Source organism: Allobosea sp. 05T433 (genome assembly GCF_056396065.1).
In genome coordinates, this window is sequence record NZ_JBFTKS010000023.1 from 55,395 (window position 1) to 80,468 (window position 25,074).

Sequence of the window (25,074 nt, forward strand, 5' to 3'; positions counted from 1 at the left end):
TGACGCAGGAACCAAGCAAGCGCGGACGAAGCCTCGTTCACTTCTTGACGAGCGGGCACTCGCTCTCGCTGAGCGGCTTGAAGGCCTGTTCTGCCGGCAGAACCGCGATCTGCTTGTAGTAATCCCATGGTGCCTTGGACTCGGACGGCTTCTTGACCTCGAAAAGGTACATGTCGTGCATCTTGCGGCCGTCGACGCGGACCGACCCCTTGCCGAAGAGCGGATCGTCGGTCGGCAATTCCTTCATCTTGGCCATCACGGCCGCGGTATCCTTGCTCTTCGCAGCCTCCACGGCCTTGAGATAGTGGAGCATGCCGGAATAGACGCCGGCCTGGACCATGGTTGGCTTCTTGCCGCCATGGGCCTTCGCAAAGCGCTCCGACCAGGCACGGGTCTGGTCGTTCGTGTCCCAGTAGAAGGCTTCCGTCAGGACCAGGCCTTGCGCCGTCTGCAGGCCGAGCGCGTGCACGTCGGTGAGGAAGACGAGCAGCCCCGCGAGCTTCTGCCCGCCTGCAACGATGCCGAACTCGCCCGCCTGCTTGATCGAGTTGATCGTGTCGCCGCCGGCATTGGCGAGGCCGATGACCTTGGCTTTGGAAGCCTGAGCCTGGAGCAGGAACGACGAGAAATCGGTGCCCGGGAAGGGCGTGCGTACGGCCCCCAGCACCTTGCCGCCGTTCTTGGTGACGATCGCGGCAGTGTCGCGCTCCAGAGCGTGACCGAAGGCATAGTCGGCGGTCAGGAAGAACCAGCTGTCGCCGCCGGCCTTCACCATGGCGCCGCCCGTGCCCTGGGCGAGGGCATAGGTGTCATAGGTCCAGTGGATCGTGTTCGGAGAACAGGCCTTGCCGGTGAGGTCTGAGGTCGCTGCGCCCGAGTTGATATGGATCTTGTTCTTTTCCTTGGTGATCTGGTTGACGGCCAGCGCCACCGATGAGGTTGGCACGTCAAGGATGATGTCGACGCCGTCCTGATCGTACCATTGCCGGGCGATGGTCGAGCCGACATCGGGCTTGTTCTGGTGGTCGGCGGAGATGATCTCGACCTTGATGCCCTTCTCGGCGGCCTTGAAATCCTCGACGGCCATGCGGGCCGCAACCACCGAGCCTTCGCCGGAGAGGTCTGCATAGAGGCCGGAACGGTCGTTGAGCACACCGGCCTTGACGGAAATCTGCTGCGCCAGCGCCGGGCTCACCAGCAGCGCGCCAAATACGCTGCCCAGCAGCAATGTCTTGAGTTTCATGCCGTCCCTCCCTGAAATGACGTCGTTCTCGACGCGATTGTTCAAACCCCGAGATAACCGTGGAGCTTGTCGATGTTTCGCTCAAGCGCCTCGTTCGGAATCATGTCGACCACCTTGCCCTGCTCGACGACATAGTGCCTGTCGGCCACCGTTGCGGCGAAGCGGAAATTCTGCTCGACCAGGATGATGGTGAAGCCATCGTGTTTCAGTTTCGCGATGGTGCGGCCGATCTGGTCGATAATCACGGGGGCCAGCCCCTCGGTCGGCTCGTCGAGCAGCAGGAGATTCGCGCCCGTGCGCAGGATGCGCCCGATCGCCAGCATCTGCTGCTCTCCGCCCGACAGCTTGGTGCCCTGGCTCTTCAGCCGCTCCTTCAGATTGGGAAAGAGCTCGAAGATCTGGTCGAGGCTGAATCCGCCCGGCTTCACCTGCGGCGGCAGCAGAAGGTTCTCCTCGACATTCAGGCTCGAATAGATGCCGCGTTCTTCCGGAACGAAGCCGATGCCGAGCCGGGCGATGGTGCGCGAGGGCAGGTTGATCGTCTCGGTACCGTCGAACGAAATCGAGCCCTTGCGCTTGCCCATGATGCCGATGATCGACTTCAACGTCGTGGTCTTGCCGGCGCCGTTACGGCCGAGCAAGGTCACCACTTCGCCCGGCGCGACGTCGAAATCGATGCCATGCAGCACATGCGACTCGCCATACCAGGCCTCGAGCCCGCGGACCGCGAGCAGCGGTTTGACAGCGCTCGCAGGCGCTGCGGCCCCGGTCGCCTCAGTGAGCATGGCCGACTCCCGATCCGATATAGGCTTCGACCACGCGCGGATCCTTCGAGACCGTGGCGTAGTCGCCTTCGGCAAGCACCTGCCCACGCGCCAGCACGGTGATGCGGTCGGAGAGTGAGGCGACGACCGAGAGGTTGTGCTCGACCATCAGGATGGTGCGGTTGGCCGAGATTTTCCGGATCAGCGCCGCGATGCGTTCGACATCCTCACGGCCCATTCCGGCCATCGGTTCGTCGAGCAGCAGCATCTCCGGATCGAGCGCCAGCGTGGTCGCGATTTCAAGCGCGCGCTTGCGACCGTAGGAGAGTTCTCCCGCCGGCAGGTCCGCAAAGGTCGAGAGGCCGACGGCCTCGACGAGGCGCAGCGCCTCGGCATCGAGCGATTTCAGCACATCCTCGGACCGCCAGAAATCGAAGGAGTCGCCACGCTTGCGCTGCAGCGCGATCCGGACGTTCTTCATCACGCTCAGTTGCGGGAAAACCGCCGAAATCTGAAAGGACCGGACCAGCCCGAGCCGGGCGATCTCGGCCGGCTTCTGGCGCGTGATGTCCTGGCCGTTATAGACGATCGAACCCTTGGTTGGCGCAAGAAACTTGGTCAGCAGATTGAAACATGTCGTTTTGCCGGCACCATTTGGGCCGATGAGCGCATGAATGCTGCCGCGCCTGACCTTGAGGTCGACGCCATTGACCGCGGTGAATCCCGCGAATTCTTTGGTTAGCCCCGAGGTGGAGAGAATAATATCCTCAGACATACCACGCACACATGGTCGCCACCTCAATGATTCTTGGATTGTTCGTTTCCCCTTGCAGTCATGCTGCACCGCGCGCAGCGCGCCTGTCAACGCCACGCCCGTGCGCATGAATCCATGTGCATCTGCCCAGGAATGGCGGTTTAGACGAAAGGCTTAGAGCCGATGCCGGCCCTGTCATACTAGCCGGTCGGCAGGACGGCAGCAGCCGTGACCGATGCGATCGCGTCGAGCCGCTGCTGGTAGTCCGCGCAGGAGGGCAGGGGGCCGAGCTTGGCACCGGCGGCCGCCTGCATCAGCGTGTTGATCAGCATCGTGGGGCTAAGGCCCGTGCGTTTCAGCGAGATCTCGCCCTTCGCTTGCGCCTCCTCGATGAGGTTGCGCGCATGCCTGGCGAAGATGTCTTCGAAGACAAGCAGCTCCTGCCCGGCAATGCTGGCGATGACGGCCTTCAACTCGACCAGGTGTTCACCCGTGCCGAGGCTCTCGAAGGCCGTGGCGAAATGAGCTCTCAACAGTGCCGTGAGGCGTTCCGGGAAGGGGGCCTGGCTGATCAGGACTTCACGGCAACGTGCTTCGACACGCCTGCCGAGCAGCGCGAGCATGGCCCGGAACACATCATCCTTGCCCTTGAAATGGAGGTAGAGCGTCGCCTTGGCCAGCCCGGCTTCCTTGGCGATGTCGTCCATCGAGGTGCGTTTGTAGCCGTAGCGGGCAAACAGGCGCAGGGCCGCATCGGCGATCTGATCGATGCGACCGGTGGCATCATCGGCGGCCACGCCGGAACTCTCGCTTCTGTCGGACATTGCAGTCTTGACAAGATCCAAACTGAGCGCGACTATTCCAATTAGACTCAAACGGTCTAATTCGTCTAGTCGCGCGACCCAAGACGACGGATCACCCGCCCGCTTCTGATATGTCAGATCGGGCCGTCGAGAGCGAGCCTCTCGATCCGCACCATGGTGCCGCGCTGTGTCATGTCCAGCGATCCGGAGGCAGCCATGGTCTCACTCAAAGTCAACGGCAGGACGCACAGCGTCGATGTCGACGACGATACGCCCCTGCTTTGGGCGATCCGCGACAATCTCGGCCTGACCGGCACCAAGTTCGGCTGTGGTGTCGCGCAATGCGGCGCCTGCACGGTCTTCATGGACGGCAAGCCGCTGCGCTCCTGCGTCACGCCGGTCTCGGCGGTGGGCGATGCCGAGATCACCACGATCGAGGCGATTTCGGGCAAGGAAGCCGATGCCGTTCAGGCCGCCTGGACGGCACGCGACGTACCGCAATGCGGCTACTGCCAGTCGGGCCAGGTGATGAGCGCGGTTGCGCTGCTCACGGAAAACAAGAAGCCGAGCGATCGCGACATCGATCTCGCGATGAACGGCAATCTTTGCCGTTGCGCAACCTATGTCCGCATCCGCGCCGCGATCCATGATGCTGCCCGCACGCTGGAGGGCTGAGCCATGACCGTTCACGATCAGAACCTCTCCCGCCGCTCGCTGCTGAAGGGAGCTGGCGCCCTCGTCATCGGGCTGCATCTCCCGCAAGTGGCCCGTGCCCAGTCCGGGGCAGGCGCTGCGTTTCGCCCGGGCGGAAACGCCACCTTCGCACCCAATGCCTTCGTCCGCGTCGCGCCTGACAGCACCGTCACGGTGCTGATCAAGCATATCGAGTTCGGCCAGGGGCCATTCACCGGGCTTGCGACGCTCGTCGCCGAGGAGATGGACGCAGACTGGGGCCAGATGCGCAGCGAGCATGCGCCGGCCGACGTCAAGCTCTATGCCAATCTCGCATTCGGCGTGCAGGGAACCGGCGGCTCGACCGCGATCGCCAATAGCTGGGAACAGATGCGCAAGGCTGGAGCCACGGCCCGTGCCATGCTGGTCCAGGCCGCAGCGCAGTCGTGGAAGGTCCCAGCCTCCGAGATCAAGGTCGAGGCCGGCGTCCTGAGCCATGCCTCCGGCAAACAGGGACGCTTTGGCGAATTCGCCGAGGCGGCCTCGGAGCTTGCCGTACCGGAAAACGTGCCGCTGAAGCCGGCTTCGGCCTACCGCCTGATCGGCAAGGAGGGCGCGGTCAGGCGGCTCGACAGTGCCGACAAGTCGCGCGGCAAGGCCGAGTTCACCATCGACATCCACGCTCCCAATATGCTGACCGTCGTCGTTGCCCGGCCACCGCGCTTCGGCGGCACGGTCGGAAACTTCGACGCGGCCGAGGCGCTCAAGGTCAAGGGCGTCGTCGACGTCAAGCAGATCGGCTCCGGCGTCGCCGTCTATGCCAATGGCATGTGGCCCGCGTTGAAGGGCCGCGAAGCCCTGAAAGTGACCTGGGACGAGAGCGCGGCCGAAAAGCGCGGCAGCCGCGAACTCATCGCCGAATATCGCGCGCTTGCCCGCCAGAAGGGTGTGGTCGCCGGTTCGCATGGCGATGCCGAGGCCGCGCTCGCCAAGGCTGGGACGGTGATCGAAGCCGAGTTCGTCTTCCCCTATCTGGCGCACGCGCCGATGGAGCCGCTCGACGGTTATCTGCAATGGGATGGCAGCGAGGCGCTCGCCCGCTTCGGCAGCCAGTTCCAGACCACCGAGCATATGACCATCGCAACCATCCTTGGCCTGCCGCCAGAGAAGGTCAGGCTCGAGACCATGCTGGCAGGCGGCAGCTTTGGCCGGCGTGCGCAGGTCAGCCAGCATCTGGCAGCGGAACTCGCCATGGTCGCCAAGGCGATCGGCCCCAACCGTCCGGTCAAGCTGGTCTGGACCCGCGAGGATGACCTCTCCGGCGGCTATTACCGCCCGCTCTTCGTGCATCGCCTGCGCGGTGCCGTGAACGACGGCAAGATCACGGCCTGGGCCGACAGCATCGTCGGCCAGTCCTTCTTCCTCGGCACGCCCTTCGAGGCGATGGTGGTGAAGAACGGCATCGACGCAACCTCGGTCGAAGGCGCCAACGAACTCTTCTACGAGATTGCCGATTTCCACTGCGAGGTGAACAACCCCAAGGTTGGCGTGCCGACCCTGTGGTGGCGCTCCGTCGGCCATACGCACACGGCCTATGCGGTCGAGTGCTTCATCGACGAGCTGCTGCAGGCGGCGGGGCAGGATCCGGTTGCCGGCAGGCTTAACCTGATGAACCGGCATCCGCGTGCCGTCGGCGTGCTCAAGGCTGTCGCCGAACTGGCGAAGTGGAATGGCTCCGGCCCGGTCGACGGCCGCGCCCGCGGCGTCGCGGTGGTCGAGAGCTTCGGTTCCTTCGTTGCCCAGATCGCGGAGGTCTCGCTCGGCACTGATGGTGAGCCGAAGGTTCACAAGGTCTGGTGCGCGGTGGATTGCGGGGTCGCGGTCAACCCCGACATCATCCGGGCGCAGATGGAAGGCGGCATCGGCTTTGGTCTTGGCCATGCGCTCTACGGCGAGATCACGCTCGACCAGGGCAGGCCGGTCCAGGCCAATTTCGATACCTATCGCTCGCTGCGCATTCACGAGATGCCGGAGGTCGAGGTCCTGATCATCCGTTCGACCGAAGCGCCCACCGGCGTCGGCGAGCCGGGCGTGCCGCCGATCGGCCCGGCGGTCGCCAATGCACTGGCAAAGCTCGGGCAACCGCGTCCGCGGCAATTGCCCATGGTCGGAGGCACGGTCTGATGCGGGCGCCCCTCCTTCACGCCGTCCTGGCAGGTGCGGGACTCTGTCTGGCCGGGACCGCGCTCACCTCGGCGCAAACGACGCGACAGGCCCCGCCCGCCTCGCTGCGTCCAGCCGAGAGCTTCAGCGCCATCGCCAACCAGCGCGATCGCTCGGTCGCCCTGTTCGGCGAGATCGGCACGGTGCTGCAGCATCCGCGCTGCATGAACTGCCACCCGGCGACCGAACGCCCGCGGCAGGCCGATGCGAGGCGCCTGCATCAGCCGCTCGTCGTGCGCGGCAAGGACGGGCACGGCGCACCGGGGCTGGAATGCGCGACCTGCCACGGAAAGCAGAATTTCGACCCGGCGCGGATTCCGGGCGATGGTCACTGGGCGCTGGCGCCGGCCTCGATGGCCTGGGAGGGTAAGTCGCTCGGTCAGATCTGCGAGCAGCTCAAGGACCAGAACCGCAATGGCAGCCGCGACCTCGCGGCAATCGTCAAGCATGTCACCAGCGACACCCTGGTGCTCTGGGCCTGGAACCCGGGACTCGGTCGTGTTCCGGCACCAGGCAGCAATGCGCAATTCGGTGCGCTTATGCAGGCCTGGGTCGATACGGGAGCCGTCTGTCCGGCGTCCTGACGCGGCTCCTTCTTCTCCCCTCGGGGTACGAGGGGAGGCACGCATGCCCACCCGCGCCCTCGTCCATGTTGCAACCGCACCATGGGCTCGGCTAGTCCTTGGGAGGAACGCTCCTCTCCCCCTGATCCCAGCGGCAAAGGCATCGCGATGAAGAAGGTCTACCCCGACGCAAAGGCGTCGCTCGCCGGTATCGTCAAGGACGGCATGACGATCATGGCCGGCGGCTTCGGCCTCTGCGGCATTCCCGACACCCTGATCGAGGCGATCCGTGATTCCGGCGCCAAGAACCTGACCTTTATCTCCAATAACGCCGGCGTCGACGGCGCGGGGCTTGGTCTGCTGCTGGAAACCCGCCAGATCAAGAAGATGATCAGTTCCTATGTCGGCGAGAACAAGCTTTTCGCCCAGCAATACCTGGCTGGTGAACTCGAGCTTGAATTCACGCCGCAGGGCACTCTTGCCGAGCGGATTCGTGCCGGCGGGGCTGGCATTCCCGCCTTCTTCACCAAGACCGGTGTCGGTACGCTGATCGCCGAGGGCAAGGAGGAACGCGAGTTCAATGGCGAGCGCTACATCATGGAGCGCGGCCTCTTCGCCGATATCTCGATCGTTCATGCCTGGAAGGGCGATACCGAGGGCAACCTCGTCTATCGGAAGACGGCGCGGAACTTCAATCCGATGATGGCGAGCGCCTCGCGCTTCACGGTCGCAGAGGTCGAGCACCTCGTGCCGGCCGGCGAGATCGATCCCGATCACATGCACACGCCCGGCATTTTCGTGAAGCGCATCGTGCATGTGCCGAACCCGGTCAAGCGCATCGAACAGCGCACCACCCGTCCCCGTCCGACGGCTTGAGGAGACAAGGACCATGGCTTGGACACGTGAGCAGATGGCCGCCCGCGCCGCCAGGGAGCTGCAGGACGGTTTCTACGTCAATCTCGGTATCGGCATCCCGACGCTGGTCTCGAACTACATTCCCGCCGGCATGAGCGTGCAGCTCCAGTCGGAGAACGGCATGCTCGGCATGGGGCCGTTCCCCTTTGAGGGCGAAGAAGATCCCGACCTGATCAATGCGGGAAAGCAGACCATCACCGAACTGCCGACGACGAGCTATTTCTCCTCGGCGGATTCCTTCGGCATGATCCGTGGCGGTCATATCGATCTGTCGATCCTCGGCGCGATGCAGGTGGCCGAGAACGGCGATCTCGCCAATTGGATGATCCCCGGCAAGATGGTGAAGGGCATGGGCGGCGCGATGGATCTCGTTGCCGGTGTCAAGAAGGTCGTCGTGGTGATGGAGCATGTCGCCAAGAACAAGGACGGCTCCGAATCGGCAAAGCTGCTCGAGGCCTGCGACCTGCCGCTAACAGGCGCCGGCGTCGTCGACATGGTGATCACCGATCTCGGTGTCTTCGCCGTGGACAAGGCGAATGGCGGCGGCATGACCCTGATCGAGCTGGCGGACGGCGTTTCGCTGGATGAGATCAAGGCCAAGACCCAGGCCAAGTTCAAGGTCGCGGTCTAAAGTATCGGCCCGAAGAGTGGATTGCGGTTTTCGGGAAAGCCGATGCAAACACAAAGGGCTAGATCATCCCGGGGCGGCGCATGCGGCCCCGGGATCGCCGCGCTGAACACGCGCGATGAGATCTCAGTCGCGGCCTGTCCCGATCTCCCAGCCATGCCGGATCAGCTCCGGATCGGCATGCTCCTCCTGCGGATAGCCGACGCAGAGCCAGGCGATCAGCTTCCATTGCGGCGGCACGCCAAGCGCAGCCGCGATCGCCTCGGGTTCGAGGATGGAGACCCAGCCGACGCCGATGCCGTGCATGCGCGCTGCCAGCCAGAACTGAGTGATCGCGGCGACCACGGAATAATCGAGCATCTCCGGCATGGTGCGCCGGCCGAGCCCATGACCTTGCTCCGTGCCGTGGTCGCAGAACACCGCAAACTGCTCGGGGGCTTCGCGCAGGCCTTCGAGCTTCAGGTTGGCATAGAGCCGGGCTCGCTCGCCGGCGTAGTCACCGAGCGCCTCGGCGTTGCAATGCGTAAAACTGGTCTGCGCCGCCGCACGCTGCTCTGCGTCCGTGACGCGCAACCAGCGCCAGGGCTGCGAATGGCCGACCGAGGGAGAGAGTTCGGTCAGCTTCAAGAGATGCGCCAATAACGCTTCGGGCACCGGCTCCGACCGGAAGCGGCGCACATCGCGCCGCCAGGCGAGCAGCGTCTCGAATTGCGCCGCAAAGGCCTCGTCGAAGACCGGAGGCCCGCTCATGGCTGCCCGGTGAAGCGGGCGATAGCGTGGAAGAAGGAGCCGGTTACCAGCGCCCGCCGGCCGCCGGCGGGAACCGGAGCCGAGCCATGCGGATCGGTCACCATCGCGAAGGGCGCGTCATCGCCAACCGAAATGATCGTCGCGTAGTGGAATTCATGCCCGGTCAGTGCCTGCCCGGCCGAACCCAGCGGACCATTCGCCTGGAGCACGGCGCGGCGGTAACCCAGATTCATCTTGCGCTTCGCGAAGCTGGTCTCGACCGAGAGCAGGTTCGCCATGGCATGGGCGGTGCCGTCGGCATCGATCAGCGTTCGGCCAAGCACCATGTAGCCGCCGCACTCGCCATGGACTGGCCGGGTCTCCGCGAAGCGGCGCAAGCCGGCCAGGAAGCGGCTGGCGCCGGCGATCCGGCCGGCATGAAGCTCCGGGTAGCCGCCCGGCAGCCAGCAGCTGTCGCAAGTCTCCGGCGGCGATTCGTCGGCGAGCGGCGAAAAGGGAAGGAGCGTTGCGCCGGTCGCACGCCAGCCGGTTTCGACATGCGGATAGACGAAGCTGAAGGCGGCATCGCGGGCAATGGCGATGCAGCGTCCCGGGGCGGGCAGGGCGGGAGCGCCATGCCGGGTTACCGGGAGGTCCGTCGGTTCGGCCACGGCAAGGATCGCATCGAGGTCGACCGCGGCAGAGATCGCGTCTGCGAGCGCATCGAGCCGGCCATGCAGATCCTCTGTCTCGCCGGCTTGCACAAGGCCGAGATGGCGCTCGGGCAGGATCAGGCTTGCCTCGCGCGACAGGGCTCCGAGCACGGGCAAGCCGATCCGCTCCATGCCGGCGCAGGCAAGCCGGCGATGGCGTTCGCTTGCCACCTTGTTGAGGATCACGCCCACGACACGGATGCGCTCGTCATAACGCACGCAGCCGAGAGCCACCGCGCCGGCCGACTGCGCCTGACCGGAGACATCGACGACCAGCACGACCGGCCAGCCGCAGAAGGCCGCGATATCGGCGCTCGCGCCCGTATGCCCCATCTCGCCCGGCACGCCGTCGAACAGGCCCATCGAGCCCTCTGCGACGACGATATCGGCCGCCTCTGCAGCCTCGCCTGCGATCTGGCCGAGCAAGGTGTCCGGCATCGCAAAACTGTCGAGATTGGCGCTCGGTGCGCCGGTTGCGGCCGCGTGGAATGCCGGGTCGATATAGTCCGGCCCGCATTTCAGCCCGCGTACGGTCAGCCCTCGCTTCACCAGCGCCCGTTGCAAACCGAGCGTGATCGTCGTCTTGCCCGAGCCGGAGCGCGGCGCGGCGATGAGGAGGCCTTTTCCGCTCATGCGATGATCTCCGCGGGCTCCTGACGGAGCCCTCTTGCTGCGCTATGCAGGCGCTCATGGAAGACTTGCCGCCCCAAGGCGAATTGCGACGCGGCTGGACGACGGGCGCTTGCGCTGCCGCCGCCGCCAAGTCCGCCTATTGCGGCTGGGCGGCCGGCTCGTTTCTCGATCCCGTCGAGATCACGCTGCCGGGCGGCCAGCGGCCGGCCTTTGCCCTGGCCCGGCAGTCCGCGCTTGCGGAGGGCGCCGAGGCCGGCATCATCAAGGATGCGGGCGACGATCCCGACGTTACGCATGGCGCGCTGGTGGTTGCGCGGGTCGGCCCGGCCGCGCCTGGCGCAGGCATTGTTTTTCGCGCCGGCGAGGGTGTCGGCACAGTCACCTTGCCCGGCTTGCCATTGCCGGTCGGCGAACCCGCCATCAACCCGATGCCGCGCGAGATGATCCGGCAGGCTTTGACGGAGGTCATTGCGGCGACGGGCGGTCCGCGCGACGTCTCCGTCACCATCGCGATCCCCGGTGGGGAGGCCCTCGCCGGAAAGACCATGAATCCGCGCCTCGGCATCGTCGGTGGGCTCTCGATTCTCGGTACGACCGGAATCGTCATACCCTTTTCGTGCGCGGCCTGGATTCACTCGATCCATCGCGGCATCGATGTCGCGCGCGCGACTGGTCTCACCCATGTCGCAGGCGCCACCGGCTCGACCTCCGAAGCCGCTATCCGGCGTCTCCATGGCCTGTCGGAGCAGGCTCTGATCGACATGGGGGATTTCGCCGGTGGCATGCTGAAATATCTGCGGCGCCACCCGGTCCACCGCGTCACGGTCGCCGGCGGCTTCGCAAAGATGGTCAAGCTCGGGCAGGGCATGCTCGACCTGCACTCGCGCGCGGGTCCGGTCGATTTCGCCTGGCTGGCGGCGCGGATTCTGGAGGCGGGCGGCAGTGAGCACCTGGCTGCCTGGGTGCCCGGGGCCAATACGGCGCTCGAGGTGTTGCAACGTGCCCAGGCCGAGGGGTTGCCATTGGCCGAAACCGTCGGCCGGCATGCCTGGGTGAACGCCGCGCATTCCCTCGGCGTGCCGGACAGTGAGCTGGAGATCGCGATTTTCGATCGCACCGGTGGCCTTCTGGCGCGTACGCCATTCCGCAAGGTGGGGTGAGCCCGAGCGTGTCACACGCCACCACCGCTCGGCCGGAAACGCCGGTCGTAGCCTGTGGAATACAAGGCGCTCTCGCCAAAATCCTGCGAGCCGAGCGCGGGGCCGACGAGGATCAGCGCGGTCCGTTCCAACCCCGAGGCCTGGACCTCGGCCACGATCGTGCTCAGCGTTCCGCACAGCACGCGCTCATCTGGCCAGGACGCCCGGAAGACGACGGCGACGGGGCAATCTGCTCCGTAGAACGGTGTCAGCTCGGCGGCGACCTGTCCGATCACGTGGATCGAGAGATGGATGGCGAGCGTCGTGCCCGAGGCCGCGAAGGTCGCGAGCTTTTCGCGCTCGGGCATAGCCGAGGCGCGGCCCGAGGTGCGTGTCAGGACCAGCGATTGCGCGACGCCGGGCAGCGTCAATTCGCGCTTCAGCGTCGCTGCCGCCGCGGCGAAGGCCGGCACGCCGGGCGTGACCGTAAAGGGGATGCCGAGCGCATCGAGCCGACGCATCTGTTCGCCGCAGGCGCTCCAGATCGAGAGATCGCCCGAATGCAGTCGAGCCACGTCCTGCCCCGCTTCATGGGCGGTCTGCATCTCGCCAATGAGCGCATCGAGATCGAGCGGGGCGGTGTCGACGATGCGCGCGCCCGGTGGACACCAGTCGAGCATCGTGCGCGGGATCAGCGAGCCGGCATAAAGGCAGACCGGGCAGGCGGCGATCAGGTCGCGCCCGCGAAGGGTGATGAGATCGGCGGCACCTGGGCCGGCGCCAATGAAATGGATGGTCATGACGTGGCGCTCCGCGCCAGCGCGCAGGTGACGCGGGCAGTGGCGATCCGTGGCTGGATCAGCACCGATCCCGGGCCGGCGGCCGCAAGCGCAGCCGCCTCCGCGACGGAGCCGACGCCATAGAGAGAGGCGATGCGGGTCGAGCGGGTTGCGCAGGCGGCCTCGTAGCCCTTGAGCGCTTCGTCTGGAATCGCGACGAGTTCGGCGTTGCGGCTCCGCGCCGTGGCAAGGAGACCCGCCTCGCGCGAACGGCTGGAGATGGTGGCGAGGCGCAACGCGGTCGGCGCCACGCCGGCTTGCCTGAGCGCCTGGTCGAGGCAGGCGAGGATATCCACCTCGCTGGTGCCCGGGCGTAATCCGATCCCCGCCACGATCACGGCTTCACCACCCGCCATTGTGTCACCGGCATCGCGGCGCGCCAGCCATGCATGCTGCCGACCGCGTCGAGATGGCTGACGCCGATCCGGCGCAAGGTGCCGCCATGCGCGGCGTAAAGCGCCGCAAGCCGTGCCTCGCCCTCCAGCGTCACCACATTGGCGACGAGGCGACCGCCCGACTTCAGCGCACCCCATGCAGCCTCGAAAACTCCGGGCTCGGTCATGCCGCCGCCGATGAAGACCGCATCCGGGACCGGGCGGCCGGGAAAGCTCGCAGGTGCCGCGCCGATGGCGACCTCGATTCGGAGCGCACCGAGGGCTGAGCCGTTGCGGGTGATCCGCGCAGCCCGCTCGGGCCTGGCCTCGAAGGCGATGGTCTGGTTGCCGGGATTGCGCAGGCACCATTCGAGCCCGATCGAGCCCGAACCGGCGCCGACATCCCAGAGCAGTTCTCCAGCACGGGGTCGCAGGGCGGACAACGTGATCGCACGGATATCGGCCTTGGTGATCTGGCCGTCATGCTCGAACCAGTCGTCATCCAGTCCGGAGGCGAGTGGGAGGATACGCGCTTCACGCTCTGCGACCAGATCCAGCGCGATCAGGTTGAGCGGGTCGACTGTGCCGAGATCGAAGGCCTGCGCCTTGCACTCGCGGATACGTTCGCGTGGACCGCCGAGCGCCTCCATCACCACGAGGCGCGAGGCACCAAAGCCGCGTGCGCTCATCAATTCAGCCAGCTTTCCCGGGGTCGAACCATCCCAGGACAGAGCGAGCACGCGCCGGCCCGGCTGCAGAAAGGGGATGATGCGTTCCAGCGCACGACCATGCAGCGAGACGCGGCCGCATTCCTCTTGCGGCCAGCGCAGCCGGTTGCAGGCGAGCGCAAAGGAAGAGAGCTGCGGATAGATCCGCATCTCGTCCGGGCCGAGTGCCTTCGCCAGGCCGGCACCGATTCCGTAATGGAACGGGTCGCCCGTGGCGAGCACGCAGACCTTGCGGCCTCTCTGCGAGAGGATCAGCGGCAGCGCATTGCGGAAGGGCTGCGGCCAGGGCGCAGCCTCGCCCGCAACCGGCCCGATCAGGGCGATATGCCGGGCGCCGCCATAGACGAGCTCGGCGCCTTCAAGCGCGGCAAGCGCGTCCGGCGAAAGCCCGGCGCGGCCGTCTTCTCCAAGCCCGACGAGGGAGAGCCAAGGCTCGGTGGCCGAGGCGGATGCCCTCGACAGTTCGTCGGATTCAGGCGAAAACAATGTCATGACGGTCCTGATCCTCGGCGGCACCAGCGAAGCTGTCGCGCTTGATCAGCTTCTTGCTGACCAGGCGCCGGAAATCCGCGCGGTTGTCTCGCTGGCCGGACATACCTCCGATCCCAAACCCCTCAATCTGCCGGTGCGTGTCGGTGGTTTCGGCGGCATCGAAGGCCTGCGGCATTATCTCATAGAAAACCGGGTCGTTGCCGTGGTCGATGCCACGCATCCCTTCGCAGCTATCATGCCGTTCCATGCGGAGGCGGCCTGCAAGGCCGAGAACGTGCCGATCATCGCGATCCGCCGTGAATCCTGGAAGCCGCGGCCGGGTGATCGCTGGCGCTCGGTGCCGGACATTCAAGCTGCAGTCGAGACGCTGGGCACGCAGCCGCGTCGCGTCTTCCTGACGGTCGGACGGCTCGAGCTGCCGGCCTTCGCCGACGCGCCGCAGCACCATTATCTCGTCAGGGTGATCGAGCCGATCGGCGACCGGCTGCCGCTCAACGGCATCAAGGTCATCCAGCAGCGCGGCCCGTTCGAGGCCGATGAAGAGGAGGATCTGATGCGCCGGGAGGGCATCGAGATTCTCGTCTCGAAGAATTCCGGCGGTCCGGCGACAGTCGGCAAGCTGACGGCGGCGCGCCGGCTCGGCCTTCCCGTGATCATGGTCGAGCGGCCGCCCAAACCCGATGTCGCAACCGTCGACCATATCGATCAGGTCCTGCCCTGGCTGGTGGCGCAGGGGATCTTCGTCACCGAACGCGGCGTATAGACGATCGGCGCCTGGCCCGGGCGGGCGATCGATCGCGTGCTCGAGGCACCGATCATCACGAGCGTTGCCATGTCGGCCGAGCCTGCCGCCCCCACAGCCTCGCTCATCGGCAATACGCGCAGGACTTCGTCCGGTCGTCCGACAGCGCGCGCGAAGATCACGGGTGTTTCAGGCGCGCGATGCCGGGCAGCCAGCGTTAGGGCCTCGCCGAGCTGCCAGGGCCGAGCCTTCGAGATCGGGTTATAGAGCGAGATCACGAAATCGGCGCTCAGCGCCGCTTCCAGCCGCGCGGTGATCACGTCCCAGGGCTTGAGGTTGTCAGAGAGCGAGATTGCGCAGAAATCGCCGCCAAGCGGCGCGCCGGCCCGCGCCGCTGCGGCGAGCATCGCGGTAATCCCGGGCTCGACGCTGATCGGCAGCGCAAGCCAGCCGGTTTCGCCGGCCTCGAGTGCCTCGAACACCGCCGCTGCCATCGCGAAGACGCCGGGATCGCCGCCTGATACCACCGCGACTGCGCGACCCTCGGCTGCAAGCTGCAACGCATAGCGAGCGCGTGCGATCTCGACCCGGTTGTCGGATGCGTGCTTCGTCTGCCCCCCGCGCACCGCCAGTCGGTCCAGATAGGGACCATACCCGACGAGGTCGGTAGCCGCTTCGAGCGCGGCTTGTGCAGCCGGCGTCAGCCAGTGCGGCTCTCCAGGGCCGAGGCCGACGATGGTGAGCGAGCCGCTCATAGCCGCCGGCCCTCGCCTGGAACGAGGATCATCGAGAAATAGGGGGCAACGTCATCGGTCTTCTCATCGAGCCGGGTCACGACCTGCCCCGCCATCGTTGCCCGCTCGACATAGATCGCGCGATGGATCAGCCCGGCTGCCTTCAGCGCGCGGCGTACTTTCGGCAGGTTGCGACCAAGCTTCATGATCACGGCCGCATCGGTGTCGACCAGGCGACGACGCAGTTCCGCCTCGGGCAAGGTGCCGGGCAGCACGGTCATGACGTCGTCACCCCAGGTGATCGGGGCACCTGCACGAACCCAGGCGCCGGCCATGCCGGTGACGCCCGGTACAACCTCGGTCGGGAAACGGTGGGCGAGGCGCCGCCATAGATGCATGAAGGAACCGTAGAAGAACGGATCGCCGTCGCAGAGCACCGCGACGGTCCGGCCCGCCGCCATCTCGGCTGCGAGCAATTCGGCGGATTCATCGTAGAAGGTGGCGATCGGCCCGGTATAGCCGTCCTCGCTGACAGGAACCTCGGTCGTCACCGGAAAGGCGAGCACGATCTCGCGCGCTGGATCCGGCGGGATCACCGCGTCGGCTGTCACGCGGGCATTGCCACGGCTGCCCTTCTTGCAGAAATGCACCAGCCGGTCGGCGGTCGTGATGATGTCGCGGGCCCGGACCGTCATGTAGTCGGGGTCGCCGGGCCCCAGGCCGACGCCGAAGAGCAGGGTGCCTGCGTTCTGGGGCAAGGACCGGTCCATGCTCACCGGCTCACTCCTTCTCTTGCGCCAGGGCGTTGACGGCAGCGGCCGCCATCGCAGAGCCGCCGCGGCGCCCATGCACGACAAGGAAGGGCACGCGGCCGTCCTGTGCCAGCGCCTGCTTGGATTCGGCTGCACCGACGAAACCGACCGGGATGCCGATCACGGCTGCCGGTTTTGGCGCACCGGCATCGAACATTTCGAGCAGCCGGAAAAGCGAGGTCGGGGCATTGCCGACGACGACCAAGGCTCCCGCGAGATGCGGCCGCCACAGCTCCATGGCCGCGGCCGAGCGCGTTGTGCCGGCCTGTTTGGCCAGTGCCGGCACCTCAGCCTGGTCCAGCGTGCAAATCACTGCGTTGCTGGCCTGCAAACGGGCGCGGGTCACGCCGTTCGCGACCATCTTGGCGTCGCACAGGATCGGAGCGCCGGCGCGCAGCGCAGCCTCCGCCGCATCCGTGAAATCGGCTGACATCTCGACATCGCGCGGCAGGTCGGTCATGCCGCAGGCATGGATCATGCGTACCACCACGCGGGCGGCCGCGCCTGAGAAGCGGGAGAGGTCGGCCTCGGCCCGGATGATGGCGAAGGAGCGCTCATAGATCGCATCACCCTCGCGGATATAGTCGTAGCGCGTGTTCAAACCTGTGGTCCTGAAAACCGGCCTGCGGTCAGGCGGGTGTGAATGTCCTGTCCCGGCTGCAGACGCTGCACAATCTGCGAAAGGTCAAGCCTCGCCATCGGCTTGTCCCGCGTCGTTCCGCCGATGACGACGTCATAGCGGCCGTCATGCCCGACCAGCGTGAGGTCGGCGGGGCCTGATTGCGCGCAGGATTTGACGCAGGCCGATAGATGCAGGCTGAGGCCAGCAGCAAGGAGCGAGGCTGCCGCTTCGGCCAGGACTGCGGCATCGCCCATCGTCTGCGTCTCGCCGCGCAGGCAGGCCGGCTTGCCGGAGCATGCCTGCACTGCAAGCCGTGGATCGGCGTCGCGGGTGATCAGCCCCAGTGCCTCGCATCGTGCGGCGAGGCTCGCGGCGGCATCGTGCTCGAGGCCCAGGAAAGCCAGCCCGCGCCAGGGCGAAAAGCGGATTTCGCTGACGCCATGCGCGCCGGCGGCCTCGCATAGCCGCGACAATGTCCGAGTGTCCGAGCGGCCGAACGGCAGCCCAGCGATCAGGGCAAAACGGGAGGCGCGCAACGCGAAGAGCCCGACCCGCCTCGGCGCGGAGCGAGCCGCCGGCGCACCGGCCGGCGCTATCGAGCGGGCCTCGGTCAGCGCGCTAATCTGGTCGTGGTCGAGATCACGCAGGCGATGGATCCTGTCAGCCTCGGCCCGCCGGTATGCCGCAAAGCCCTGCAACAGCCCTGCCGTCACGGCGCCTGCATCACCGGATGCGACCGGGCCAAACCAGCCGCCTTGCGGCAGGCCGATCACGACGGAACCCTGGTCAATCGCAACCACGCGCAGATCGCCGGCAAAGCCATCGAGTGCGAGCTCGCCGCCGCCATCGACGATGACGCTGGTCTTGGGCGGCAACCCTGAGATGGCGCGCCCCTGACGTTCCAGGGATGCGGCCAGAATGGCGGCATCGATCAGGTCGCTCGGATCCTGCCCGGCGAGCGGTGAGGTGAGCACCAGGCGCTGCGGCCCGGGCCCGCCGGCTTCGTCGACGAGCCGCTCCGCGAGCAAGGCCTCGACAAGGGCGGGATGGGCCTCCTGCCGCACACCCCTGATCTGGAGATTGCCGCGGCTGGAAATCTCGACGAGGCCATTGCCCGTCTCTTCGGCCAGATCCGCCACGCGTCGCAATTGTGCGGGCTGCATCTGCCCGCCCGGCGGGTGCAGCCGCACGAGCCAGCCGTCCCCGGTTTCCATCGGCCGGAGCGTGCTCGGGCACCAGCCGCGCCGGAGCGCTTCTTGCGTCGGGGCGGTCATTCCGCCGCGTCCTTGCTGGCGAGGAAGGCGGCCACGGAATTGCGCCGGGTCTGCCAGAGGCCGCGCCGCTCGGCTTCCGTCAGCCGCGCGCGGATCGAGGCAGCCGCGGGCGCATTGGCCTGTTCCAGCGCGCTCCAGATGGCCGGATCCGCGCAATAGGCCTGGAATACGGCGTCGAACAGTCCGTCCGAGGCCGCGTCTGTGCTGGCCGCATAGACGAAGAGTGTGTCGACGGTCTCGGCAAGTTCGGCCGCGCCGCGCCAGCCATGGGCAAGCTGGCCCGCAATCCAGCGCGGGTGGCAGAGCCGGCCATGGACGATGCGCGCAATGTCCTCGGCCAGGGTGCGCGTTTTCGGCGCTTCCGGGTTGGAGCTGTCGAGACTGTAGAGTGCGGCCTCGCTGCCGAGCGCCTGCGCTGCCGCGGCAAAACCGCCGATCACATCGGCCGCGCTGGTCGCTTCGAGAATGTCGCGCCCCGCCGTGTCGCTGACATGAACGAAGGCGCTTGCCGAGGCGACGCGACGCGCGAAGCCGGGATCGGCGCTGGCAAGGCCCTCCGTACCACCGAAGGCATGATCGCTGGCCGCGAGATAGGCGGCGCCAAGCTCGCCGCGGCTCTCCCATTGCCCGTCGAGCGCGCGGTCGGCCATGGCCGCGCCGAAGCGGCCGGGTGCCGGGCCGAAGATGCGTGCGGCGTCTTCGCCGCGCCGGCGGGCTGCAGCAGGCTCGTTCCATTCATCGGCTTCGTCCAGCACTGCTACGGCGCGCGCAGCGGCGTCGAGCAGTGCGATCTGACCTGGGAATGTGTCGCGGAAGGCGCCGGAGATACGGATGGTGACGTCGATGCGCGGGTGATCGAGCTTGGCCAGGGGAATGACGGAAAATCCGGTCACTCGCGTCGAGGCGTGATCCCAGAGCGGCGCGACGCCCATCAGGGCAAGCGCATGTGCGATGTCCTCGCCACCGGAACGCAGAGTGGGCGAGGCCCAGAGATCCATCACGATCCGGCGTGGATAATCGCCGTGGTCCTGGAGATGGCGTGCGATCAGCGACGCCGCGGCGCGCGAGCCGAGGCGCGCGGCGGCCCGGGTCGGGATCGCGCGCGGATCGAGCGTCGAGAGGTTGCGGCCGGTCGGCAGCACATCGCTTTGCCCGCGATGCGGCGAGCCGGCAGGGCCGGGCGGAACGAACCGCCCGGCCAGAGCGCGCAGCAAGTTGTCGCGCTCGTTGCGGGATGACGCGGGATCGTGCGCAGCCCGCCCGAAGACATGCAGCCCATCCCGGAAGGGCAGTTCGGCGATGTCGCAGAGATGCGCGTCGAGCTGGCTCAGTGCGCTCGCCATGTCGAGATCGGGCGTGACACCGCAGGCTTCCGCCAGCCCGCTTGCTTCGGCTCGCCCGCGGATTTCACGGGCGACGATCTCGGCGCGGCGCGGATCGAGGACCTGCGCTTGCGAAAACTCCTCGACGAGATCACGCAGCAGAGCCACTTCGCCGGCTGCATCCACATGCACCAGTTCGGGTGGGAGATGGCCGAGCGTCACGGCCGAAAGCCGGCGCTTGGCAGGGGCCGCCTCACCGGGGTCATCGACGACATAGGGGTAGATCACCGGCAGGCCGCCAACCGCAAGCCGAGGCCAGCAGCTCGCTGAAAGAGCCACCGCCTTGCCCGGCAGCCACTCGGTCGTGCCATGCGTACCGAGATGGATCAGTGCGTCGGCATCGGCAATCCGCCGGAGGCCGAGATAGAAGGCGAGATAGGCATGGCCCGGCGGCGCATCGGGATCGTGATAGCGCAGCTTGCGGTCGGGCGTCGTGTCGCGAGCGGGCTGCAGCGCGATGGTGAGACGGCCATTGCGGACCACACGGAAACGGAAGGCCGAGCCATCGCAGTCACGATCCGCCTCAGGTTCGCCATGGGCCGCGATGAGTGCCGCGCCTGCCGCGCCGGGAATGGCGCCGAGCCAGGCGTGATAATCGGCGAGCGGGACTGCAAACTCTGCTGGCCCTTCAGTCAGCGCCTGCATCAAACGCGTGTCGTCACCATGAGCAAGGTGACCGTCCCGGCTCTGCCTTGGCTCGTCCGGGATGACACTCTGCGCGGAGGGGCCGACATCGTATCCGGTCTGCGCCAGCAGTTCGCAAATGGCCCCGACGCTGGCTGGGGTATCGAGCCCGACTGCAAAGCCGGCCCGTCCTCCGCGCGCCGGGTAGTCGGACATGACCAGGGCGAGGTTGCGCTCGGCAGCCGGCTTGCCGGCCAGCGCGATCCAGCCTGAGGCGAGATCGGCAAGGGCGGCGACACCATCGCGATCAGGAACCAACCGGCGGCTCGTCAGGCCGGTCCTGCTGTCCGTCATCTCGGCCTTGAAGGCGACGGGCAGCGCCCCCAACCGTCCGTCGAATTCAGGCAGCGCCACCTGCATGGCGAGGTCGGCCCCGGAAAGCCCGCGCGGCGAGGCCTCCCAGGCGTCGCGCGGGCTGCCGACCGGCACGGCCTGCAGGATCGGGCAATCGGCGGTGTCCAGCACGAAATCGGCGCTGTTGCGGGCCGAGAACGCGGTGGTGGTGATGATGGCGGCGGGCTTGCGCGCGGCGATCAGGGCCGCAAGTTCGCCGGTGACGGCCGGGTCCTTCAAGCTCGTAAGGGCCAGAATCAACGGGGCATGGCCGCGCGCACTCAGCGCCTCTGCGATCGCCTCCGCCATGGCGGTGTCTCCGGCGGCGACGCTGGAGCGATAGACCAGGATCGGGACTAGCGCGTTCGCGACGGGGCGCTGTGAGAGCGCTTCACGCCATGCGAGCGGAGCACCGCCCGCACCAAGGGCGAAGAGCGCGGGCAAGGGAGTGGGCGCGAGGTCCGAAGCATCGCTTTCGCGGCGAAGGAACGCATCCACCCGTCCAAGCAGCCGGTGCATATTCTCCGCACCGCCGCCGGCGCGGAAATAGGCGAGAAGCTCCGCCGCGAAATGCGGTTCGACGGTGCCGTACTCGGCCAGCCGCTCATCAGGCCGGTCGTCGCCGGGCAGCACGACGAGCGGTATCCCGCCCCGTCGGCAGATTTCCGCAAGCTGCTCGATGCCGTAACGCCAGTAGTCCAGCCCGCCGAGACAGCGGATCAGCACGAAGCGCGAATGCGCCACCGTCTTCTCGACGAGAAAATCGACGGAGAGCGGGTGTTTCAGCCGGCGCAGCGAGGCGAGCCTGACGGCGAGCTCGCTTGCGCCGGCCGCGGCCGTCAGCGCCGAAAGGTCGCTGTCGGCGAAGGAGAGCACCAGCACATCCCCTGGCGGCAGGGCGAGATCGACGGCGTCTTCGCCGTCGTCAAGCCTGATCTCGCTTGAGGGGAGGAGGTGCATGGCTCAGCCCGCGAGGGCGGCCTCCACGGACTTGCGATCAAAGCCCTTCAGGCCAATCACCACGAGGCGACCATCCTTGGCTTCGCCGGCCGCCCAGGCGCGGTCGTAATGATGGCTGACCCGACGCCCGACACCCTGGACGACGAGCCGCATCGGCTTACCGGGAATCGCCGAAAAACCCTTCAGGCGCAGCACGCCCTCGGCCTCCGCGGCCCTGGCAACGCGGGCCGCCAGCTCCTCGGGCGATGTCGCCGCGGCGAGAGCGAAATCGAGGCTTTCGAAATCGTCGTGGTCGTGGTCCTCGGCGCTCTCATGGTGCGAGGGGCGTCCAGCGAGATCGGCCTCGGCAGCCGCGTTGAGGCCAATAATCAGGGCGGGCTCGACCTTGCCATGGGCCGTCTCGACGATCTTGATCGCCTTCGGCAGATGCGCGGCGATCTCGGCCTTGACGCGTTCGCGGCCGGCCGCATCGACGAGGTCGCTCTTGTTGAGCAGGATCAGGTCGGCGCAGAGGATCTGGTCCTCGAACACTTCTTCGAGCGGGTTGTCGTGCCCGACCGCGGCATCCTGCGCCGCCTGCGCAGCGAGAGCGGCGGGATCATCCGCGAACTGGCCATCCGCCACGGCCGGACCATCGACCACGGCGATGACACCATCGACCGTGACACGTGACCGAATGGCCGGCCAATTGAACGCGTTGACCAGCGGCTTCGGCAGGGCAAGCCCCGAGGTCTCGATCAGGATGTGTTCCGGCGGGTTCGGCCGGTCGAGCAGCTTTTCCAGCGCTGGCACGAAGTCGTCGGCGACGGTGCAGCAGATGCAGCCATTCGGCAGCTCGACGATGTCCTCCGCGGTGCAGCCGGAAATGCCGCAGCCGTCGATGAAGGAACCGTCGAAGCCGAGATCGCCGAACTCATTGACCAGCACGGCGATGCGCTTGCCCCCTGCATTCTCCAGCAGGTGCCGCACCAGTGTGGTCTTTCCGGCCCCGAGGAAGCCGGTGATGATCGTGCAGGGGATCTTGCCCAGCGAGCGGGCTTGGGGAGCGTTCATGATCTCATCCTTGTTGGCGCGCCGGGAGAGGCGGTACGCGCGCGACCACGCCCTTGCGGAACGAAGCGGGTCTTTCTTTCCAGGGAACGATACCGTTTGCGCTGGCTGCAAAGCTTGCAGCTGCGTCAACGATTTCGGCGATATGGGTGTCTGCGTCGAGATCGCCGATCAGATAGGTCCATTTGCCGTCGGCCGCCAAGGCGACGGTGCAGGGGCGATTGCAGACCGCGAGGCAGTCGACGGGTTCGACCGGAAGCGTCCCGCCGTCGCGCGCGATGCGTTCGCGCAGCGCCTCGGCAAAACCCAGTCCGGGCTGGTCGTAACCCTCCGGCAGGTCCGCCCGCGCGCGCCGGCAGGCGACGCAGACGAAAATGGTGACATCGCCTTCGGGCATAGGCCGGTTCCTTTGCTTCCGGCGCGATCCCGGGGGATCGCGCTCAGCGTCAGGCCTTGGCCGGGGCTGCGGCACGGCGCGTCGCCCAGGGCCAGAGCACGCCGACGGCAAAGCCGGTAGCGAGCCAGAGGGCAGCCTGGAGCGCGAGCGAGAGCGCGGCGAAATGCGCTGCGATTTCGGCCGGGACCTTGCTCTCCGGGGCGGCGGGATGTGGTGCGCCGATCAGATGCGGGACGAGCATGGCAAGCACGGCAAGTGCCCGCAGCCAGCTCGCCTCCGTCCGCAGGAAGACCCAGAGGCCGCCGGCGGTGACGAGCGCGGTGGCGATCCACCAGGTCTGGCGGTGGAGCAGTTCGGCTGACGCGCTGCCGGGCAATTCCGGTGCGAGCCCGGTCGCCGGCACGAGGCCGAAGGCCAGGAAGCCGCAAGCCGCCCAGATCAGTGCGGTCCGTTCAGTGATGGCATCGCCCGCTGCGATCATGCCGCCGAGCAGCAGGGCGGCAAAGCCGATCGCGGTCGCAATGGTGACGATGGTGGTGAAGGCCGTGCGCTGCAAGCCGTCCTGTGGCTTCCACTCGGCGTGGTCGGCTGCGTCGGCGCCGCCATGGGCAAGGACGATCCTGGCATCGCCGGTGAAGCTGGCGTGCTGAAGCTCGGCTGCGCGCAACGCCGTCTCAAAGGTTTCCGCCTTGAGGATCAGCGGCGTGGTGGTGACATGCTGGAGTGCTGCGACCAGGAGCCCAGCAAGAAGCCCGGCCAGAAGACTGACCGTGAGAACACGATTGACCATGTTGCCTTTCCCTCAGTGGCAGGGAAAGGCGAGGGTGTGGCGCGTGTCGTGGGCTGCGTTGTGAACGCTGGTCGAATGGGCGAAGCCGACGGTGAAGATCAGGGCTGCGCCGAGTGCCAGGGCAGCTGCGACAGCCTTGACGCGCTCGGATGCGCTGGCCTGGGTGGTGATCGAAGCCGTATTCGTCGTCATCTCGGTCTCCTTGGCCACCCCGCCGGCAGCCCGCTGGATTGCATCACTCATCGACGGCAGGTCTCCTGGCTCGCGGGTCCGGATCTCTCGCCGCCTTCCCGGGACAATCCCAGTGGCCGATGGCGCGAAACTCGCCGCTTACAGTTGCGGGGGCAGCCGCGGTATCGCACCGCGTTCCCTTTTCACCTCCTTGCAGAGGCACCGTCGGGGATGATCATTAGCCATCTGCACGGTGCTGTGCAATGCAGCGATCGTGATTGCGAGCGCAGTGAAGCGATGTGATCTCTGATGGCCTGTCCCGGCTTGTTTCGCTTCGCTCGCCAGGTCCGTTCCTTAGGCTGATCTTCCCTGGGTTGAGATTTTGGCAGTGGCAGCGATCCTTTCCCCTCTTACCCTCGTTCTGGGCGGCGCCCGCTCCGGCAAGAGCCGCCATGCCGAGGCCCTGATCGAGATGGTGCCGGCGCCCTGGATCTATCTCGCCACGGCGCAGGCCTATGACGATGAGATGCGCGCCCGGATTGCCGAGCACCGCGCCCGCCGGTCGCAGGATTGGATGACCATCGATGCGCCGCTGGCCCTGGCGCAGGCGATCCGCGCGGTTCCCGCGGGGCAACCTGCCCTGGTGGACTGCCTGACGCTCTGGCTGACCAACGTGATACTGGCAGAGCAGGATGTGGCGGCTGCAAGCCGGGAACTGGTCGAGGCCTGCGTTTCGGCACGTGGCCCGGTGGTCCTGGTTTCCAACGAGGTCGGGCTCGGTATCGTGCCCGAGAATGCGCTCGCCCGACGGTTCCGCGACGAGGCGGGGCGGTTGCACCAGATGCTTGCGGCGCGGGCCGACCGGGTGATCTTCATGGTCGCCGGTCTGCCGATGCAGGTGAAATGAGCAG

At 66.9% G+C, this 25,074-nt stretch carries 26 protein-coding genes and 1 riboswitch; of the genes, 8 read left to right on the forward strand and 18 right to left on the reverse strand.

What is annotated here, in order from left to right:
• Nucleotides 1–37: 37 nt before the first annotated feature.
• The 4 genes from AC1DGP_RS25860 to AC1DGP_RS25875 form a co-directional block, all read right to left on the reverse strand.
• Nucleotides 38–1,243 carry an ABC transporter substrate-binding protein gene (locus AC1DGP_RS25860; RefSeq protein WP_441490371.1) on the reverse strand — a complete coding sequence of 402 codons (1,206 nt, stop codon included), beginning with the start codon at nucleotides 1,241–1,243 and terminating at the stop codon, nucleotides 38–40.
• A gap of 41 nt (nucleotides 1,244–1,284) precedes the next feature.
• Nucleotides 1,285–2,028, reverse strand: coding sequence for an ABC transporter ATP-binding protein (locus AC1DGP_RS25865; RefSeq protein ID WP_441507488.1), 744 nt, complete (start codon nucleotides 2,026–2,028; stop codon nucleotides 1,285–1,287).
• Nucleotides 2,018–2,782: an ABC transporter ATP-binding protein gene (locus AC1DGP_RS25870; RefSeq protein WP_441507489.1), complete on the reverse strand. Its 765-nt coding sequence runs from the start codon at nucleotides 2,780–2,782 to the stop codon at nucleotides 2,018–2,020. Before AC1DGP_RS25870 ends, AC1DGP_RS25865 begins: the two co-directional genes overlap by 11 nt.
• Before the next feature lie 179 nt (nucleotides 2,783–2,961).
• On the reverse strand, nucleotides 2,962–3,585 hold the full coding sequence (locus tag AC1DGP_RS25875; RefSeq protein WP_441507490.1) for a TetR/AcrR family transcriptional regulator: 624 nt from the start codon (nucleotides 3,583–3,585) through the stop codon (nucleotides 2,962–2,964).
• A gap of 195 nt (nucleotides 3,586–3,780) precedes the next feature.
• Between AC1DGP_RS25875 and AC1DGP_RS25880 the strand changes: the two genes are divergently transcribed.
• From AC1DGP_RS25880 to AC1DGP_RS25900, 5 genes are all read left to right on the forward strand, one after another.
• Nucleotides 3,781–4,239: a (2Fe-2S)-binding protein gene (locus AC1DGP_RS25880; protein ID WP_441507491.1), complete on the forward strand. Its 459-nt coding sequence runs from the start codon at nucleotides 3,781–3,783 to the stop codon at nucleotides 4,237–4,239.
• 3 nt (nucleotides 4,240–4,242) lie between these two features.
• Nucleotides 4,243–6,420, forward strand: a complete 2,178-nt coding sequence (locus AC1DGP_RS25885) for a xanthine dehydrogenase family protein molybdopterin-binding subunit (protein ID WP_441490366.1) — start codon at nucleotides 4,243–4,245, stop codon at nucleotides 6,418–6,420.
• Nucleotides 6,420–7,043 (forward strand): Isoquinoline 1-oxidoreductase subunit, encoded by a 624-nt coding sequence (locus tag AC1DGP_RS25890; RefSeq protein WP_441490365.1) that lies wholly within the window; start codon nucleotides 6,420–6,422, stop codon nucleotides 7,041–7,043. The genes AC1DGP_RS25885 and AC1DGP_RS25890 overlap by 1 nt, the downstream gene beginning before the upstream one ends.
• A gap of 147 nt (nucleotides 7,044–7,190) precedes the next feature.
• Complete coding sequence (locus tag AC1DGP_RS25895) at nucleotides 7,191–7,898, forward strand: CoA transferase subunit A (RefSeq protein WP_441490364.1); 708 nt, start codon at nucleotides 7,191–7,193, stop codon at nucleotides 7,896–7,898.
• A gap of 13 nt (nucleotides 7,899–7,911) precedes the next feature.
• Nucleotides 7,912–8,568, forward strand: a complete 657-nt coding sequence (locus AC1DGP_RS25900) for a 3-oxoacid CoA-transferase subunit B (protein ID WP_441507492.1) — start codon at nucleotides 7,912–7,914, stop codon at nucleotides 8,566–8,568.
• Between the two features lie 123 nt (nucleotides 8,569–8,691).
• On the opposite strand, the gene bluB is transcribed toward AC1DGP_RS25900, so the two are convergent.
• Nucleotides 8,692–9,315 (reverse strand): 5,6-dimethylbenzimidazole synthase, encoded by a 624-nt coding sequence (bluB, locus tag AC1DGP_RS25905; RefSeq protein WP_441507493.1) that lies wholly within the window; start codon nucleotides 9,313–9,315, stop codon nucleotides 8,692–8,694.
• Nucleotides 9,312–10,640, reverse strand: a complete 1,329-nt coding sequence (locus AC1DGP_RS25910) for a cobyrinic acid a,c-diamide synthase CobB (RefSeq protein WP_441507494.1) — start codon at nucleotides 10,638–10,640, stop codon at nucleotides 9,312–9,314. The genes bluB and AC1DGP_RS25910 overlap by 4 nt, the downstream gene beginning before the upstream one ends.
• A gap of 56 nt (nucleotides 10,641–10,696) precedes the next feature.
• On the opposite strand from AC1DGP_RS25910, the gene AC1DGP_RS25915 reads away from it, so the two are divergent.
• A complete protein-coding gene (locus AC1DGP_RS25915) occupies nucleotides 10,697–11,800 on the forward strand; it encodes a cobalt-precorrin-5B (C(1))-methyltransferase (RefSeq protein WP_441490360.1) in 1,104 nt (367 codons plus the stop codon).
• A gap of 11 nt (nucleotides 11,801–11,811) precedes the next feature.
• Here AC1DGP_RS25915 and cobM read toward each other — a convergent pair whose 3' ends face one another.
• From cobM to cbiE, 3 genes are read right to left on the reverse strand one after another with little or no spacing between them, the layout of a single operon-like run.
• Complete coding sequence (cobM, locus tag AC1DGP_RS25920) at nucleotides 11,812–12,579, reverse strand: precorrin-4 C(11)-methyltransferase (RefSeq protein WP_441490359.1); 768 nt, start codon at nucleotides 12,577–12,579, stop codon at nucleotides 11,812–11,814.
• Nucleotides 12,576–12,974, reverse strand: coding sequence for a cobalamin biosynthesis protein (locus tag AC1DGP_RS25925; RefSeq protein WP_441490358.1), 399 nt, complete (start codon nucleotides 12,972–12,974; stop codon nucleotides 12,576–12,578). The genes cobM and AC1DGP_RS25925 overlap by 4 nt, the downstream gene beginning before the upstream one ends.
• Complete coding sequence (gene cbiE / locus AC1DGP_RS25930; protein WP_441490357.1) at nucleotides 12,953–14,212, reverse strand: precorrin-6y C5,15-methyltransferase (decarboxylating) subunit CbiE; 1,260 nt, start codon at nucleotides 14,210–14,212, stop codon at nucleotides 12,953–12,955. Before cbiE ends, AC1DGP_RS25925 begins: the two co-directional genes overlap by 22 nt.
• Between cbiE and AC1DGP_RS25935 the strand changes: the two genes are divergently transcribed.
• Nucleotides 14,211–14,975, forward strand: a complete 765-nt coding sequence (locus AC1DGP_RS25935; RefSeq protein WP_441490356.1) for a cobalt-precorrin-6A reductase — start codon at nucleotides 14,211–14,213, stop codon at nucleotides 14,973–14,975. The two genes, cbiE and AC1DGP_RS25935, sit on opposite strands and share 2 nt — an antisense overlap.
• On the opposite strand, the gene cobJ is transcribed toward AC1DGP_RS25935, so the two are convergent.
• The 9 genes from cobJ to AC1DGP_RS25980 form a co-directional block, all read right to left on the reverse strand.
• Nucleotides 14,918–15,709, reverse strand: coding sequence for a precorrin-3B C(17)-methyltransferase (gene cobJ, locus AC1DGP_RS25940; RefSeq protein WP_441507495.1), 792 nt, complete (start codon nucleotides 15,707–15,709; stop codon nucleotides 14,918–14,920). The two genes, AC1DGP_RS25935 and cobJ, sit on opposite strands and share 58 nt — an antisense overlap.
• Complete coding sequence (locus tag AC1DGP_RS25945; protein ID WP_441507496.1) at nucleotides 15,706–16,458, reverse strand: precorrin-2 C(20)-methyltransferase; 753 nt, start codon at nucleotides 16,456–16,458, stop codon at nucleotides 15,706–15,708. The genes cobJ and AC1DGP_RS25945 overlap by 4 nt, the downstream gene beginning before the upstream one ends.
• A gap of 10 nt (nucleotides 16,459–16,468) precedes the next feature.
• The gene (locus AC1DGP_RS25950; protein WP_441507497.1) at nucleotides 16,469–17,101 is read right to left on the reverse strand and encodes a precorrin-8X methylmutase; all 633 of its coding nucleotides are present in this window, start codon (nucleotides 17,099–17,101) and stop codon (nucleotides 16,469–16,471) included.
• Nucleotides 17,098–18,396: a precorrin-3B synthase gene (cobG, locus tag AC1DGP_RS25955; RefSeq protein ID WP_441507498.1), complete on the reverse strand. Its 1,299-nt coding sequence runs from the start codon at nucleotides 18,394–18,396 to the stop codon at nucleotides 17,098–17,100. Before cobG ends, AC1DGP_RS25950 begins: the two co-directional genes overlap by 4 nt.
• Nucleotides 18,393–21,755 (reverse strand): cobaltochelatase subunit CobN, encoded by a 3,363-nt coding sequence (cobN, locus tag AC1DGP_RS25960; protein ID WP_476776621.1) that lies wholly within the window; start codon nucleotides 21,753–21,755, stop codon nucleotides 18,393–18,395. The genes cobG and cobN overlap by 4 nt, the downstream gene beginning before the upstream one ends.
• 3 nt (nucleotides 21,756–21,758) lie before the next feature.
• Nucleotides 21,759–22,808, reverse strand: coding sequence for a cobalamin biosynthesis protein CobW (gene cobW / locus AC1DGP_RS25965; protein ID WP_441507500.1), 1,050 nt, complete (start codon nucleotides 22,806–22,808; stop codon nucleotides 21,759–21,761).
• Nucleotides 22,809–22,812: 4 nt separating this feature from the next.
• Nucleotides 22,813–23,202, reverse strand: a complete 390-nt coding sequence (locus AC1DGP_RS25970) for a DUF1636 family protein (protein ID WP_441490350.1) — start codon at nucleotides 23,200–23,202, stop codon at nucleotides 22,813–22,815.
• 49 nt (nucleotides 23,203–23,251) lie between these two features.
• Nucleotides 23,252–23,992, reverse strand: coding sequence for a CbtA family protein (locus AC1DGP_RS25975; RefSeq protein ID WP_441507501.1), 741 nt, complete (start codon nucleotides 23,990–23,992; stop codon nucleotides 23,252–23,254).
• Between the two features lie 12 nt (nucleotides 23,993–24,004).
• Complete coding sequence (locus tag AC1DGP_RS25980; RefSeq protein WP_441507502.1) at nucleotides 24,005–24,235, reverse strand: CbtB domain-containing protein; 231 nt, start codon at nucleotides 24,233–24,235, stop codon at nucleotides 24,005–24,007.
• Nucleotides 24,223–24,405: riboswitch (cobalamin riboswitch) on the reverse strand. (Overlaps the previous gene by 13 nt.)
• 140 nt (nucleotides 24,406–24,545) lie before the next feature.
• On the opposite strand from AC1DGP_RS25980, the gene cobU reads away from it, so the two are divergent.
• Nucleotides 24,546–25,070, forward strand: coding sequence for a bifunctional adenosylcobinamide kinase/adenosylcobinamide-phosphate guanylyltransferase (gene cobU / locus AC1DGP_RS25985; RefSeq protein ID WP_441507503.1), 525 nt, complete (start codon nucleotides 24,546–24,548; stop codon nucleotides 25,068–25,070).
• Nucleotides 25,071–25,074 lie beyond the last annotated feature (4 nt).